The organism is Onishia taeanensis, from assembly GCF_900100755.1.
Lineage (GTDB): Bacteria > Pseudomonadota > Gammaproteobacteria > Pseudomonadales > Halomonadaceae > Onishia > Onishia taeanensis.
In genome coordinates this window covers 21,398-35,420 of the sequence record NZ_FNCI01000018.1, presented here as the reverse complement: position 1 = coordinate 35,420, position 14,023 = coordinate 21,398, and the positions used below count along the sequence as shown (strand labels likewise).

Genomic DNA, 14,023 nt, shown 5'->3' with positions numbered 1-14,023 from the left:
CTCTCCTCGGCCTGTAACAGGCATTAGACCCGCTATCGGCCTATGCCTGAGCCACCAAGGAAAGATAGTGGCGAATTCCCCCAGACTGCACAACCACGTGGATTGCTGGCGGGTGAGGACGGGGTGTGTGCTGAATGAGCTACAGGATCAGAAAGGTGGCCCGGACATTGAAGCCCGGGCCGGTATCGGAGAGCGGTTCAGCTCAGGCGGGGCGGGTAACGTAGCGGGTCTCGAGATAGGCCGCTAGCCCTGCACGGCCAAGCTCGCGGCCGATGCCGCTGCGCTTCATGCCGCCCCAGCCGAGCCCAGGTGGCGCCACCTGGTAGCTGTTGCACCAGACATTGCCGGCGGTGAGGCGGCTGGCCAGGGCTTCGGCTCGCGCGGCGTCGCCTGCGACCACGGTGGCGACGAGGCCGAAGTCGCTGTCGTTGGCCAGCGCCACCGCTTCGTCATCGTCCTTTACGGCTCGCGCGCACAGCACCGGGCCGAAGATCTCCTCACGCCACAGCCGGCTTGTTAACGGCACATCACGGAACACGCGGGGGGCAACGAAGTAGCCTTGGATGGGCAGGGCTAGCGTGTCCGCTGCGGTGGCAACCAGCCCTTCTTCTTCGGCAATCGCCAGGTAGGCATTCACCCGGTCACGTTGGGCGGCGTTGACCAGTGGGCCAAGCGTGGAGGTCTCAAGCTGGGGGTTGCCGGCGCTTAGCTCGGCGATGGCAGTGTTCAAGCGCGAGTACAGCGCCTCGGCGATGGAGTGGTGCACCAGCAGTCGCGAGGTGGCCGAACACATCTGGCCGGCGTTGTAGCAGAAGCCGGCCAACACTAGCTCACAGGCCAGGTCGAGGTCGGCATCTTCGGTGACCAGAATCGGCGACTTGCCGCCAAGCTCCAGCGAGACGTTGCGGGTGCCCTTGGCGGCGGCGGCCATCACCGCTTCGCCGACGGCATTGCTACCGGTGAAGGACAGCTTGTCGACGCCAGGGTGCCCGGTGAGCGGGGCGCCTACGTTGCTGCCATCGCCGTGCACCAGGTTGAAGACTCCAGGCGGCAGGCCAATCGCCAGAGCAATTTCTGCCAATGCCTGTTCCGGCAGCGGTGTGACTTCAGAGGGTTTGAAGACCACCGTGCAGCCGGCGGCCAGCGCCGGCGCCAGCTTCCAGGCGCTGCTGACCAGCGGAAAGTTCCAGGGCGTGATCAGCCCGGCCACGCCGGCCGGGTCCTGATAGCGGCGGGAGACTAGCCCCGGCTCGCCGGTATCTACCGCCTCGCCCTGGCGGGCTTCCAGGCGGCGGGCCTCGTCGGCGTAGTAGCGATAGCAGGCGATCGCATCGCTGAGGTCCTGCGCGGCCTCGGCGCGGGGCTTGCCGTTGTTGCGGCTCGAGACTGTCTCGAGCTCATCGCGACGCGCCTCGAGCGCGTCGGCCAGGGCGTCGAGGTAGTCGCCGCGCGCCTTGCCGCCCATCGCTCGCCACTCGGGCAGGGCGTGACGGGCGGCGCTTACCGCCATGTCCACGTCCTGCGCCGAGCCTTGCGTGACCTTAGCAATAACGGTTTCCCGGTAAGGGTCGGTGACCGCCAGGCGGCGATCCCCGCGGCTCGCGACCCAACGGTTGTCGATGAAATGGTGCATCAGCTCTTGCATGGGATGCGCTCCTTGCCGCGAAGGGGCAGCCAGCGGTGGCGCGTCGGCTGCATGCCGGGGAAGTGGCGCTCTACCTGGCGCAGTACCAGGGTCAGCACCATCGTCATCGCCAGATAGATACCGGCGATCAGCATCAGCGGTTCGTAGACCAGGAAGGTTTCATCGCGAATGATGTTGGCGGCCTGCAGCAGGTCCATCAGCGCAATGGTCGAGACCAGCGGCACGGACTTGAGCAGCAGGATCATCTCGCCTGTGAGCGTCGGCAGGCACAGCTGAACGGCGCGGGGCAGCCACAGCCGAATGAAGACCTGGAAGGGCGACATGCCGAAGGCTCGGCCGGCCTCGCGCTCGCCGGGCGGCACGCTTAGCAGGGCGCCGCGCAGCACTTCGCCGGAGTAGGCGCCAACGCTCAATATGAAGGTCAGGGCGCCGTAGAAGAAGGGATCGCGCAGGATCGGCCAGATGAGGCTGTCTTGAATCCCAGGGATGCCTTCGAGCAGGCGGCCGACGCCGTAGTAGAAGAAGAACAGCTGAACCAGCAGGGGCGTGCCGCGCATCACGGTCGTAAAACCATGGACGAACCAAGCCAGCGGACGAGGCCCCTTGAGGCGTGCCATGGCGACGGCCACGGCCAGAATCAGGCCGCCTACTGCCGAGACGGCGACCAGCCACAGGGTATTGACGAAGCCTTCGAGCAGATACTCCTGATAGAAGGGATCGGCGAGCCAGGAAAAGTCCATGTCAGGCCTCCTCTTGTGCGGGCTGGCCTCGGCGCACGTAGCGCTCCAGGCGCGCGAAGAGTGCGGTGGAGGTCAGGGTCATCAGCAGGTAGATGGCGCCGGCGGCGGCGTAGAACAGGAAGTGGGCCCGAGTGCTGGCGGCGGCCTGCTGGATGGTGAAGAACAGCTCGCTGAAGCCGATCACGCTGATCAGGGCGGTGTCCTTGATCAGAATCAGCCACAGGTTGGACATGCCGGGCAGGGCGTTGGGCAGCATGGCGGGAATCACGATGCGATGAAAGCGCGACCAGGTGGAGAAGCCGAAGGCGTCGGCCGCCTCGAGCTGGCCCTTGGGAATGGCCAGGATGGCGCCGCGCAGCACCTCGGTCATGTAGGCGCCCTGAACGAAGGCCAGCACGCCAACGGCGGTAACGAAGCCATTGATGGCGACCTGGCCAGGCAGCCCCATGGCGTGGATCAGCGCGGTGAGCGCCTGGGAGCCGGCGTAGTAGAGCAGGATGATCAGCAGCAGTTCGGGGACGGCGCGAACCGCCGTCGAGTAGGCGGTGGCCAGGCCGCGCAGCGGGGCCCAGGGGCTCAAGCGTGCGCTGGCGCCGATCAGGCCCAGCACCAGGCCGATGGCGTAGGCCAGGACGGCGATCTCGAGGGTCGTCAGGGCACCCTGGAGAATGGGGCCGGCCCAATCGAGCAACCCTTCTTGGGAAACCGTGTTCATGGTGTGTTGCGTCCTTGATGAGACAGGGCGAGGCCGGCAGGCGGCAATGGCCACCTGCCGGGCGAACGTCGTCGAGGACCGGGATCAGGTGCAGATGTCGGTGCCGAAGTATTGCTCGGACAGGATGCTGCAGGTGCCGTCGTCACGGACCTGGGCGATGGCCGCATCGATCTTCGTCTTCAGGGCGTCATCGCCCTTGCGGATGCCGATGCCCACGCCTTCGCCGTAAGCCTCGTGGCGTGGGGCGGTGGCCTTGATTTCGTAGCCCTCTGCCTCGTCGCGCTCCAGGAACTCGGTCATGGCGATCTCGTCGGCCAGGATTACGTCCAGGCGACCGGCCAGCAGGTCGCGGTTGACCTGTTCGGCCTGATCGTAGAGGCGGATGTCGCCGACGCTGTCGCGCAGGGCGCGGCGAGCATAGGTGGCGTTGGTGGTGGCGGACTGCACGCCAAGCACCAGGCCATCGAGCCCCTCAGGAACCTCGAGTGCAAGATCGTCAGCGGCCACGAAGGCGCCCGGGGTGAAGTAGTAGGGCTGGCTGAAGTCGATGACCCGTTGACGGGCTTGGGTGATCGACATCGAGTTCATGATCATGTCGATACGGCCGGCCTTCAGCGACGGAATGATGCCGCTCCAGCCGGTGGGGGTGATCTCACAGGCCTCGTCCATGGCCTCGCAGATGGCCATGCCCAACTCGACCTCGAAGCCGGTCCATTCGCCCTCGGAAGAGGTGTAGGTGAAGGGCGGATAGGGCTCGGCAGAAATGCCGATCTTCAGCGGCTCGGCGGCTTGGGCCGTCATGTTCAGGCCGAGCGTCAGGGCAGCGGCGGTCATCATCAGGGTATGTTTCACAGTGATCTCCTTGGCTTTTTAAAGCTCTTGTGTAGTGCGTCTGCGGCTAATGCATTGGTTATCTATGCATCTGGGTCTTGCATCAGGGGGTGTGACATCGGCGCTGCTAGCAAACGGCCGGTGCCACGAAGTGACGGCAACGTTCGTGCTCGCTGTCCTCGAAGACGTCTTGCGGGGTGCCGGCGACGCCGACGACACCGCGATCAAGAAATACCACCTGGTCGGATACATCCCGGGCGAAGGCCATTTCATGGGTCACCAGCACCATGGTGCGTCCTTCATCGGCCAGGCCGCGGATGACGCTGAGGACCTCACTGACCCGCTCCGGGTCCAGCGCCGAGGTCGGCTCATCGAACAGCAGCAGTCGCGGTTCCATGGCTAGCGCGCGGGCGATCGCTACTCGCTGCTGCTGGCCGCCGGAAAGATAGGCCGGATAGCTGTCGCGCTTGTCGGCCATGCCGACCCGCTCAAGGTAGTGTTCGGCGAGGGCATTGGCGCGACGCCGGGAGAGACCCTTGACCCGCATTGGCGCCTCGGTGACGTTGCCGAGCACCGTGAAGTGGGGCCAGAGATTGAACTGCTGGAAGACCATGCTGACCTTGGCGCGCAACCGCTGCAGCTGGCGCCTGTCCAGGCCGACGACGTCGCCCTGGGGGGTGCGGTCGAAGCGAATGGCTTCATCGGCGATCGCCAGTTCGCCGAGGTTGGGGCGCTCCAGCAGGTTGAGACAGCGCAGCAGGGTGCTCTTGCCCGAGCCGCTGGCGCCGATGATGGAGGTGACGCTGCCCTCGGGGACCTCGAGGGAAACGTCGCGCAGCACCTCGAGATCGCCATAGCGCTTGACGAGGTGGCGGGCCTCTACGGCGAGGGTGCTAGAGGCCGACGGAGTGGCGTGTAGCGATGATGTCATAGGCGATTCACTCTGCAGGGGAAAGAGCGGCGGCATCTTCCCGCGCCGCTTCGGCGCAGCGCGCTAGATGCTGGCTGGCCGTGCGCAGGCGGTCGGCATCGACGGTCAGGCTCAGGCGCACGAAGCCGGCGGCGGAGGGGCCGAAGGCCTCCCCCGACAGCACCGACACGCCCTGCTCATCGAGCAGACGGTCGGCGAAGGCCTGGGAAGAAAGTCCGGTAGCGCGCACGTCGATCATCAGGAACATGCCTGCCGCGGGTTTGATGACATCGATGGCCGAGCAGCCGGCGAGGGCGTCGCATACGGCGTCGCGACGCGCCCGGTAGGTCTCGCGCATCTGGTCGCGCTCGGGCAGGTCCTGACTGAGGGCATCGCGAGCGGCGTCCTGGATGAACTCCGGGCAGCCATAGAGCATGCAAAGCGCCAGGTTGGCCATATGGTCGATCAGCGCCTGCGGGCCGAGCACCCAGCCCAGCCGCCAGCCGGTCATGGCATGGGACTTGGAAAGGCTGTCGACGACCACGGTGCGGTCGGCCATGACGGCTAGGCTCGCAGCACAGATGTGCTTGCCTTCGAAGACCAGCTCGGCGTAGACCTCATCGGAGATCAGCCATAGGTCATGGCGGTGGCAGAGCGCGGCAATGGCGGCCCAGGAAGCGGCGTCGATCAGTTGGCCGGTGGGGTTGTGGGGGCTGTTGAGCATGATCGCCCGGGTGCGCGGGGTGATCGCGGCCTCGATGTCGGCGACGTCCAGGCGGAAGTCGTCGTCGCCGCGCAGCGGAATGCGCACCATGCGGGCGCCGGTGGAGCGCAGCACGGCTTCATAGGTGACGTAGCTCGGCTCGGGGACGATCACCTCGTCGTCGGGGTCGAGCAGGCACTGGGCGGTGGCATAAAGGCCGCACTGGGCGCCCGCCATCACGATCAGCTGATCCGCTGTGGCATTCACACCCTGGGCACGATACCGCGCGGCGATGGCCTCGCGCAGGTCTTGCTTGCCCTGTACGTCGGGGTAATGGGTGGCGCCGCCACGTAGGCTGGTCACGGCACTTTCGACGATCGCTGCCGGGGTCGCGAAGTCCGGGTCGCCCACCGACAGCACCGTGATGTCCTCGCCGGCGGCCTTGCGCGCCAGCGCCCGGTTGTGGATATCCCAGGCGGCGGCGCCTTCGCCGGCGATACGCTCGGTCAGTCGGGAGAAGCGCATCGTCGTCATAGGCTGGCCTCCACCGCCGTCAGGGCGTCGTTGCCGTCGCGGGTCTCGACGCCCTCGAGGAAGGCGGCCACGCGCTCGGGGTGATCGGCCAGCCAGTCATGGGCCACGTCCTTGAGCTCGCGCTCCTGCAGGCTGTAGGCGCTGATGAATTCGCTCTGTTCATCGGCCGAGAACTCGAACTGGTCGAGTAGTTGGGTAAGGTTGGGGTTGGCCTCGGCGTAGGCCTTGGACACGATGGTCTTGACGTCGCTGCGGCCGTTATCGGGGCCGAAGACGCCTTGCGGGTCGTCGAGGATGTGCGTGTCGTATTCCGGGACCATCCAGTGCGGCGTCCAGCCGTAGTACAGCACCCACTTCTCTTCGGCCACGGCGCCCTTGACCATGGACAGCATGCCCGGCGTCGAGGAGGGAGCGATATCCCAGTCGCCAAGACCGTAGGTATTGGCGCTGATGGCGCCGTCGAGCATATCGGTGACCGTGGACCCACTCTCGATGCTGAAGATGCGCTTGCCGAAGCGTTTTGCCACCTCGGGGTCGGCTAGTTGCTCGGCGCTGGTGATGCCGGCGTCATAAACGTAACCCGGTACGGCGAAGCCCATGCGGGCGCCGTTGACGTTGTTGCCAAGATCGAGGATGGCGCCGGCCTGCATGGCAGCGTCGTAGCTCTCCTGCTGGGCGGGCAGCCAGCCGGCCAGGAAGGCATCGCTGTCGCCGGTTTGCATCGTGTTGTAGCCCACCGTGGAGCTGAGTTCCTGAATCTCGGTGGTATAGCCCAGCGGCTCGATGAGCTGCGAGAAAATCTCACTCTTGACGGTCACGCCCGGCCAGGGCGGTACCACGAGGTTGATCGTGTCATCCCGGTCGGTGTCAGCGGCGGCAAAGGCGGGGCCGGCCAGGGCCAGGCCCGCCAGCAGCGTCAGGGTCGTGGTATGCGTCTTCATTCGAGAACGTCTCCTTATCGTTGTTGTGAGCCGGCGATGCCGGCCCATGTCGGGGCGAGGCCGCGGGGCGTCAGAGCGCCTTGGCCCAGGCGGCGGCATCGACCTCGATGATCAGCGGGCTTGCGGCGGCGTCGAGCCGGCCCAAGGCCTCGTAAAGGTTGGCGGGAGAGCTGACACCCTGATAGCGGCAGGCATAGGCCTTGGCCAGGGCGTCGAAGCCGGGTGCCGCCAAGTCTACGCCCAGGTGCGAAACCTCGCTTAGTGACATGTAGCGGCGAATCTCGTCGTAGCCGTCGTTGTTCCAGATCACTATCGCGACCGGCCGGCCAAGGTCGCGGGCGGTGCCGAGCTCGCCGAGCACGAACTGCAGGCCGCCATCGCCGACCAGGGCGATCACCGGTAGGTCGGGCCGGGCGGTGGCGGCGCCAAGGGCGGCGGGCAGGCCGTAGCCGAGGGTGCCGAAGCCGGTGGCGGCGTTGAACCAGCGACGCGGCGCCGGCATCGAGGCCAGGAAGTTGCCGGCGTAGACCGGGCCTGTGGAGTCGCCGACCACGATGGCGTCGGGCAGCGCCGCGCGCAGGGTGATGTAGAGCGGCACATAGGGCGCGAGCTCCGGGTCCTCGGCGATGGCCAGCGCGTCGCGCACCTCGGCGGCCCGGTCAGCACCGTCACGTTGGGCCGACCGGGGGCGGTCAGGGGGCAGGTGCGCGAGCAGGCCGCGCATGGCCTGGCCGGCCTCGGCGAGCAGGGCGAGGTCTGGCGCCTGGTTGCGGCCCAGCTGCTGGGGATCGATATCGACCCGGATCAGGCGACCATCGAGCCGGAAACCGCCGTCGAATACCAGGTCGTAATCGGTCTCGCCGATCTCGGTGCCCAGCGCCAGCACCACGTCGGCCTCGGCGGCCAATCGGCGCGCGGCGGGCAGGCTCATGGTAGCGCCCAGGTCCAGCGGGTGATCCTGCGCCAATACGCCCTTGGCGTTGATGGTGGTGAAGGCCGGGGCGTCGAGGCGTTCGACCAACGCCTGTGCCGCCTCGGGGGCGGCGACGGTGCCGCCACCGAGCAGTACCAGCGGGCGTTCGGCATTGGCGAGCCAGTCGGTGGCCAGCGTCAGGGCCTCGGGTGCGGGGGCCGGCGGAAAGACGTGCGCCGCTGAGGGCGCGTTTTCGGGTACTGGGGCCGCCATCACATCCAGCGGAATCTCGATATGCACCGGGCCCGGGCGGGCGCTCGCGAACACTGCGAAGGCGCGGGCCAGCACTTCCGGCAGCGCGGCCGGATCGTGCAGGGTGTGGCTGAGCACGCTGACGCCAGAGAGCGTCTCGCCCTGGTGGCGCATTTCGTGAAGTCGCCCCTGGCCGCGGCCCAGACTGGCGCGCTGGTTGACGCTCGAAATGACCAGCATCGGCACCGAGTCGGCCAGCGCCTGGCCCATGGCGGTGGCGATATTGGTCATGCCGGGGCCGCTGATGATGAAGCAGGCCGCCGGCTTGCCGCTGGCGCGGGCGTAGCCGTCGGCCATGAAGCCGGCGCCCTGCTCATGGCGTGGCGTGATGTGCGCAAGCCCGCTGGTGCCCAGGGCGCGATACAGCTCGATAGTATGCACGCCGGGGATGCCAAAGGCGGTGTCGACGCCGTAGGCCTCGAGCAGGGCGATCAGTTGCTGGGCACAGGTCATGGTGCCGTCGCCTCCTCGCAAATGGCAGGCAGGCCGCCGAACGGGGCTCGGCGTAGCACCCGCTCCACCATCGGCACGAAGTGCTCGAGCGGCAGGGTGTCGTAGTCGGGGTCGAAGCTGGCCTGGTCCCAGTCGTCACAAAAGCGCACCGTGCGCTCATAGGCGGGATGGTCTGCAAACTGCTCGCGTGCGTGGCGATCCAGGCCAAAGAAGTGACGGTAGTGATAGCCCTGGAAGAGTTCGTGGTGACGAATCATCCAGGTGTTCAACGGGTCGATGAAGGGCTCGAGGATGCCGGCCGCAATCTCGGCATGGTTGGCCGGCGATAGGTCGTCGCCGATGTCATGCAGCAGGGCGCAGACCACCATCTCCTCGTCGGCGCCGTCGCGAAGTGCCCGCGTAGCGGTTTGCAGGCAATGCTCGAAGCGATCCACCGGATAGCCGTGGGTGTCGCCGGCCAGACGGTGAAGGTGCTCGAGCACCCGCCGCGGGGCGTCGGCCACGTAGTCGCGAAAGCGATCATCGATCAGCGCCCACTCGTCGCGGTGGGCCTCACCGAAATGTCGGAAACTGGCCTTCATCATGCGGCCTCCTCTTTGCTTGCCAACTGCTGGCGCAGCACCAGGCGGCGGCTGGCGGTGCTATCGCGATCCACATAGCCCTGGCGCAGATGGCGCACGCCGCCGGCCAGCTCGAAGGCGCGACGGCCGTGCAGCAGGCGATAGTTATCCATGATCAGCATCTGGCCCGGGTCGAGCTTGAGGTTCAGGGTCAGCTCGTCGGAGGTGATCAACTGGTAGAAGGCCTGACGGGCGGCGTAGTAGCGCGCCAGTTCCTCGGCGGGCAGTGCCTCGACGCGCTCGGTGCGGTTGCTGTAGCGCACGCGGAAAATGCGCCCCTGGTTGTCGAGTTCGATCAGCGGCCCCTCGCTCTCGAGCCAGGTGGTCTCATCGCGGTAGCGAAAGCCCGGCGACACCCGGGTCAGGCAGTCGAAGGCCGCCGGATCGCGCTCACGAAGCAGTTGGGCCGCCCGATAGCCGTCGGCCAGGGTGCTGTCACCGCCGTCGGCGGCATTGGTCAGGCAGTGCAGCCAGATATAGCCGGGAATCGGGTCGCGATAGGGGTTGTCGGTATGCGGTTCCAGGCCGCGCTGGGTCATGGTCAGGTCGTAGGCATTGGCCACCGATTTGACGTCGGCAATGCCGCCCCAGTTGGTGCGACGCAGCGGCCCGACACGCTCCATCAGCGCCTGCATGCCGTCCTCTTCGGCGGGTACGCCGGAGACCACGACGAAGCCGTCGCGATGCAGGCCCTCGAGCATCTCGAGCAAGGCGGCATCGTCGTCGATGGCGGCAGCGAAGGAGGTATGTTGCGGCTTGGCCCGTTGGGCGTCCCACAACACGCGCCCCGGGGCGACGAGGTCTGCGGCATCGGCGCCATCAAGGCCTTGGCGACTGGCGTCGAGTAGCTCGCTCAGCGGGAAGTGAACCCGGTGACCGTCGCTGAAGCGCAGCGCCAGGGCATCTTCGGAAAGCTCGGCGTGCTCCAAGGCCAGGTCGAGCGGCAGCTCGGCGGCCTCGATCAGGCGCTGGCCGGTGAGGGGGTCCAGCGTTTCGGCGTCGGGCGCCCGTTCGCGTAGCCATAGGGCCGCGAATTCGCGGGGCCGGGCGTCGATGTCGAGGGTCAGGCGCTGTCCATCGGCGGACAGCGTTGCCTTGGCGCTTGTGGTCATGGCGGTGAATCTCCGGGTAATGCTGAGAGCCCGTTCCTGACAGGCTCCTGAGGCGATGTTCTGTAGCAGACGCGCTAAGACGTCATGAGGTCCGTGGCCAGCGGCACCGTTGACGCGACTCGCTTTACCCTAGCGGCAGGCCGGCCATAGAATTGAACTAAATTAGCCATAAGGTTGATATTTTTGGTCAATATGAAGGATTACGCCGAGGCTTGGCCGTATCCGCGTCCGGATTCGCCGCCGCTGCTTTCGCCCGAGCAGGCCGAACAGACCCTGGATGTCTGGCTGGTTCCCAAGTTCTCGATGCTGACCCTGTTCTGCATGCTGGAGCCGCTGCGCGTCGCCAACCGTTTTGGTCGCAACCTGTTTGCCTGGCGGTTGCGCTCGATGGATGGCAAGGGCGTGGTGGCCAGTAACGGGGTATGCATCGACGTCAACGGCGACCTGGCCTCGGTGCCTGACGATGCTCACCTGATGGTGGTGTCGTCCTACGAGCCGGAAGCGGAGGTAACGGCTCGGGAGCGAGCCGTTCTGCGTCGTTTGGCGGCCCATGGTGGGTGGTTGGGCGGTCTGGATACCGCCCCCTTCATTCTGGCGCGGGCGGGGGTGTTGGAGGGCTGCCGGGTGGCACTGCACTGGGAGAGCGTGCCGGCCTTTCGCCGCGAGTTCCCGCAGCTACGCGTCAGCCGCGAGCGCTTCGAAGCCGATGCCACGCGACAGACTGGTGCCGGGGGTACCGCCGGCATCGATATGATGCTGGACCGTATCGCCCGCGATTATGGCCCGGCGCTAGCCGACGCCGTGGGCCGCCAGCTGGTGCACCATCGCCATGAGGTATCAACCGACGATGAGCGCCAGGTGCGCTATGCAGGGCTGCCGCGCAGCGTGGTCAGGAGCTTGGCGGTGATGGAGGCCAACCTGGCCCAGGCGCTGCCGATTCCCGAGATCTGCAGGATGGTGGGGCAGTCGCAGCGCCAGCTGGCGCGATTGTTTCTGGCGCACTTCGGTGAGACGCCCAAGCAGTGTTACTTGGGCATGCGTCTGGACCGGGCGCAGCGTTTGCTGGCCGGCAGCCATTGCCGGGTCACTGAAGCGGCAATGGCCACCGGTTTCCAGCAGTTGACGCACTTTTCCCGCGCCTATCGCGCGCGTTTCAGCGAAACGCCCAGCCAGACCGCCGCTCGAGGGCCGAGCTGAGGTGTCTCAGGCCTCCTCGGTCATTCGCCGCCGGCGCCGGGCGCGCTGGACCATGCGATAGCGCGAGCGGATCTCGTCGCGCTCCATGTAGCAGCCCTGCAGCCAGCGGTGGCCGCTTTGGCCCTCGAAGGCATCCCGGGCGTGGAGCAGCCGGCGATTGTCGAAGATCACCAGGTCGCCGGGTGCGTAGGTGAAGCGGATGGCGAAGGCCGGGTCGCGCAGCAGCCGCTGCAGGGTCATCAGCGCCTCATAGGCCGGTTCGATGTCTTCGAAGGCGGCATCCAGTGGGCCGCGTAGGAAGTCGGCGATGCGCACCTCGAGCAGCTCGCCCCGGGCGTCGAGGCGGATCATCGGTTCGTGCCAGACGTAGTCGGTGGTCTTGGCGGTGTTGGCGAAGCGCCAGCGTACTCGGGTCAGGGTCGCGAAGGCCTCGGGATGATGATCGCGCAGCGCCTCGGCGATGGCGAAGCCGTCGAGCATCACGGCCTGGCCGCCTTCCACGCTGTTCTCCAGGCAGTGCAGCATCTGCAGGCCCGGATGGTACTCGCGGGTCGGCAGGTCGACGTGGGGCGGCAGGGCGATGGAGGTGTAGGCGTTGGAGTCCGGGTCCGGCTTGGCCTTGACGTCGAACAACTGGCCGAAGTTGGTGGGCCGAACCGGCCCAATGCGCCCGGCGATGTCGGCAAGCGAGCCGGGTTCGGTGGGCAGGTGGCGCAACCGCACCAGCCCCTTGCCGAGCACGCTTTCGAGTGCCGGGGCGAGCATCGCCTCTTCCGCCTCGCTGCCCGGTGCGGTCTCGAGCAGGCCCGATGCGTCGAGGGTATCGGGCCCGCCGTCGGGGCCACCCAGCCAGGTGGTGACCGGCACCAGCGGCGCTTCCGGGTCGGCGGCCTTGTCACGCGGCTGGTCATAGTCATTGGCGCGCAGCCAGCCCGGATGGAAGCGCAGGCGGCGGTCCTCGGGGGCGAAGGTCACGCACAGGGCGCCGGCGGCGTCGATTTCGGCGCCGGCGATCTCCGGCCAGGCCGGCAGGCTGGAAAGATCCAGAATGCGCTCGCGGGTCGCCGGATTGATAGTGGTGTCGTCGGCGGCGTTCTCCCGTAACCAGATGCTGTGATAGCGGCTGACGCGGCCGTCCTGCCAGTGCACGGTCAAGAGGCGCGGCGAGAAGGACACGGCCTCTAGGGCAACGTCGATGGGCCAGGCGTCGTAATCGGGGGTGATTGGCAGGTCGGTCATGGGGCTTCCTCAGCAGCGAGTGGTTGGTCGCTAGGATGCCAAGGCAGACGGTACAGAGAGCGTCCGGATTCGACGCCGACTATGCACGATTCGACAGTTCGAGGCTCGACGGTTCGAGGCTCGACAGTTCGAGGCTCGACGGTTCACGATGAGAGAGCGGACCCGCCGCAGCAGCGGCCGAGGGTCGCCTGCGCAGCTCGCTGGGCGTCAGGCCATGCTGGCGGCGAAAGGCCCGGGTAAAGCTCGAGGCCGAGCCGAAGCCGCAGGCCAGTGCGATTTCCATGACGCTGTGGCGTGTTTCTCGCAGCAGCCGGTGGGCATGATCCAGACGGCGTGCCATATAGATACGCTGAGGCGAGGTGCCCAGCTGGCGCACGAAGAGCCGCTCTAGCCGCCGCCAGGAAAGATCGAGCTCGGCGGCGAGTTCGCCGATGCCGAGCGGCGTGTCCAGGTTGGCCTCCATCAGGGCGATGGCGCGGACCAATAGCGGGTCTTCTGGCATCAGCGGATCGCGCTGGCGGCTGGCGGGTCGGCGCCCTTGGTCGTGCAGTAGCTGAGCGCACACCCGCTCGGCCAGATCGTCGCCGTGGCGGCGGCGAATCAGGTCGAGACTCATGTCGATGGCCGAGCTGCCTCCGGCGCAGGAGAAGCCTTCGGCGGTCACCTCGTAGAGAGATTCGACGGCATCGACCTGGGGAAAGCGGGCCCGGAATTCGGGCAGAGACTCCCAGTGCAGGGTGACGGTTTGATCATCGAGCAGGCCGGCGGCGGCCAACACCACGCAGCCGGTATCCATGCCGCCCAGCACGCAGCCCTGCGCGGCGCGCTCGCGCAGCCAACGGATCAGCGTTTCGTCGATGGCATCGTCGGGGGCGAAGCTCGCGCAGACGGCGAGGCTCGGCGTCAGCGGGGCATCCTCTAGGCCATGGTCGGCGTCGATCGCCATGCCGTTGGAGGCGGTCACCGGCCGGCCGTCGCGACTGACCAGGTCCCACTCGAAGAGGGACTCGCCGGTGAGTCGGTTGGCGATGCGCAGCGGTTCGATGGCGGAGAAGAAGGCCACCATGGCGAAGCGCGGTAGCAGTAGGAAGCCGATGGATTCGGGGCTTTGCGCGCTATAGGTGAGTCGCATGGGGCAGGTCATCGTCGCAAGAGAGG

General features: G+C 66.9%; 13 protein-coding genes. 1 reads left to right on the top strand and 12 read right to left on the bottom strand.

The window, feature by feature from the left end:
* Positions 1-202: 202 nt before the first annotated feature.
* The 10 genes from BLR71_RS15950 to tmpA form a co-directional block, all read right to left on the bottom strand.
* A complete protein-coding gene (locus tag BLR71_RS15950; protein WP_092528594.1) occupies positions 203-1,645 on the bottom strand; it encodes an aldehyde dehydrogenase family protein in 1,443 nt (480 codons plus the stop codon).
* Positions 1,633-2,385 (bottom strand): ABC transporter permease, encoded by a 753-nt coding sequence (locus tag BLR71_RS15945; RefSeq protein WP_092528592.1) that lies wholly within the window; start codon positions 2,383-2,385, stop codon positions 1,633-1,635. Before BLR71_RS15945 ends, BLR71_RS15950 begins: the two co-directional genes overlap by 13 nt.
* 1 nt (position 2,386) lies before the next feature.
* Complete coding sequence (locus BLR71_RS15940) at positions 2,387-3,100, bottom strand: ABC transporter permease (protein WP_092528590.1); 714 nt, start codon at positions 3,098-3,100, stop codon at positions 2,387-2,389.
* 84 nt (positions 3,101-3,184) lie between these two features.
* Complete coding sequence (locus BLR71_RS15935) at positions 3,185-3,952, bottom strand: transporter substrate-binding domain-containing protein (protein WP_245696551.1); 768 nt, start codon at positions 3,950-3,952, stop codon at positions 3,185-3,187.
* Between the two features lie 106 nt (positions 3,953-4,058).
* On the bottom strand, positions 4,059-4,862 hold the full coding sequence (locus BLR71_RS15930) for an amino acid ABC transporter ATP-binding protein (protein WP_092528588.1): 804 nt from the start codon (positions 4,860-4,862) through the stop codon (positions 4,059-4,061).
* A 7-nt stretch (positions 4,863-4,869) separates the two neighbouring features.
* Positions 4,870-6,078: a pyridoxal phosphate-dependent aminotransferase gene (locus BLR71_RS15925; protein WP_281241783.1), complete on the bottom strand. Its 1,209-nt coding sequence runs from the start codon at positions 6,076-6,078 to the stop codon at positions 4,870-4,872.
* Positions 6,075-7,019, bottom strand: coding sequence for an ABC transporter substrate-binding protein (locus BLR71_RS15920; RefSeq protein ID WP_092528586.1), 945 nt, complete (start codon positions 7,017-7,019; stop codon positions 6,075-6,077). Before BLR71_RS15920 ends, BLR71_RS15925 begins: the two co-directional genes overlap by 4 nt.
* 70 nt (positions 7,020-7,089) lie before the next feature.
* Positions 7,090-8,697 carry a 5-guanidino-2-oxopentanoate decarboxylase gene (locus BLR71_RS15915; protein WP_092528584.1) on the bottom strand — a complete coding sequence of 536 codons (1,608 nt, stop codon included), beginning with the start codon at positions 8,695-8,697 and terminating at the stop codon, positions 7,090-7,092.
* Entirely contained in the window at positions 8,694-9,281 is a 588-nt protein-coding gene (locus tag BLR71_RS15910) for an HD domain-containing protein (protein ID WP_092528582.1), read from the bottom strand. Before BLR71_RS15910 ends, BLR71_RS15915 begins: the two co-directional genes overlap by 4 nt.
* Positions 9,278-10,429 carry a 2-trimethylaminoethylphosphonate dioxygenase gene (gene tmpA / locus BLR71_RS15905; RefSeq protein ID WP_092528580.1) on the bottom strand — a complete coding sequence of 384 codons (1,152 nt, stop codon included), beginning with the start codon at positions 10,427-10,429 and terminating at the stop codon, positions 9,278-9,280. The genes BLR71_RS15910 and tmpA overlap by 4 nt, the downstream gene beginning before the upstream one ends.
* Before the next feature lie 192 nt (positions 10,430-10,621).
* Here tmpA and BLR71_RS15900 point away from each other — a divergent pair, with 192 nt between their 5' ends.
* Entirely contained in the window at positions 10,622-11,626 is a 1,005-nt protein-coding gene (locus tag BLR71_RS15900) for a GlxA family transcriptional regulator (RefSeq protein WP_092528664.1), read from the top strand.
* Positions 11,627-11,632: 6 nt separating this feature from the next.
* Here the strand turns inward: BLR71_RS15900 and BLR71_RS15895 are convergent, their stop codons facing one another.
* Positions 11,633-12,865 carry a TauD/TfdA family dioxygenase gene (locus BLR71_RS15895; RefSeq protein WP_092528578.1) on the bottom strand — a complete coding sequence of 411 codons (1,233 nt, stop codon included), beginning with the start codon at positions 12,863-12,865 and terminating at the stop codon, positions 11,633-11,635.
* Positions 12,866-12,944: 79 nt separating this feature from the next.
* The gene (locus tag BLR71_RS15890) at positions 12,945-13,997 is read right to left on the bottom strand and encodes a GlxA family transcriptional regulator (RefSeq protein WP_092528576.1); all 1,053 of its coding nucleotides are present in this window, start codon (positions 13,995-13,997) and stop codon (positions 12,945-12,947) included.
* Between the last annotated feature and the right edge of the window lie 26 nt (positions 13,998-14,023).

What these genes read in the sequence shown, in the direction of transcription:
- BLR71_RS15895 (WP_092528578.1), bottom strand. Translation starts at nt 12,865, where the DNA reads ATGACCGACCTGCCAATCACCCCCGATTACGACGCCTGGCCCATCGAC.
- BLR71_RS15950 (WP_092528594.1), bottom strand. Translation starts at nt 1,645, where the DNA reads ATGCAAGAGCTGATGCACCATTTCATCGACAACCGTTGGGTCGCGAGC.
- BLR71_RS15900 (WP_092528664.1), top strand. Translation starts at nt 10,622, where the DNA reads ATGAAGGATTACGCCGAGGCTTGGCCGTATCCGCGTCCGGATTCGCCG.
- BLR71_RS15940 (WP_092528590.1), bottom strand. Translation starts at nt 3,100, where the DNA reads ATGAACACGGTTTCCCAAGAAGGGTTGCTCGATTGGGCCGGCCCCATT.
- BLR71_RS15915 (WP_092528584.1), bottom strand. Translation starts at nt 8,697, where the DNA reads ATGACCTGTGCCCAGCAACTGATCGCCCTGCTCGAGGCCTACGGCGTC.
- BLR71_RS15920 (WP_092528586.1), bottom strand. Translation starts at nt 7,019, where the DNA reads ATGAAGACGCATACCACGACCCTGACGCTGCTGGCGGGCCTGGCCCTG.
- BLR71_RS15930 (WP_092528588.1), bottom strand. Translation starts at nt 4,862, where the DNA reads ATGACATCATCGCTACACGCCACTCCGTCGGCCTCTAGCACCCTCGCC.
- BLR71_RS15910 (WP_092528582.1), bottom strand. Translation starts at nt 9,281, where the DNA reads ATGATGAAGGCCAGTTTCCGACATTTCGGTGAGGCCCACCGCGACGAG.
- BLR71_RS15890 (WP_092528576.1), bottom strand. Translation starts at nt 13,997, where the DNA reads ATGCGACTCACCTATAGCGCGCAAAGCCCCGAATCCATCGGCTTCCTA.
- BLR71_RS15925 (WP_281241783.1), bottom strand. Translation starts at nt 6,078, where the DNA reads ATGACGACGATGCGCTTCTCCCGACTGACCGAGCGTATCGCCGGCGAA.
- tmpA (WP_092528580.1), bottom strand. Translation starts at nt 10,429, where the DNA reads ATGACCACAAGCGCCAAGGCAACGCTGTCCGCCGATGGACAGCGCCTG.
- BLR71_RS15945 (WP_092528592.1), bottom strand. Translation starts at nt 2,385, where the DNA reads ATGGACTTTTCCTGGCTCGCCGATCCCTTCTATCAGGAGTATCTGCTC.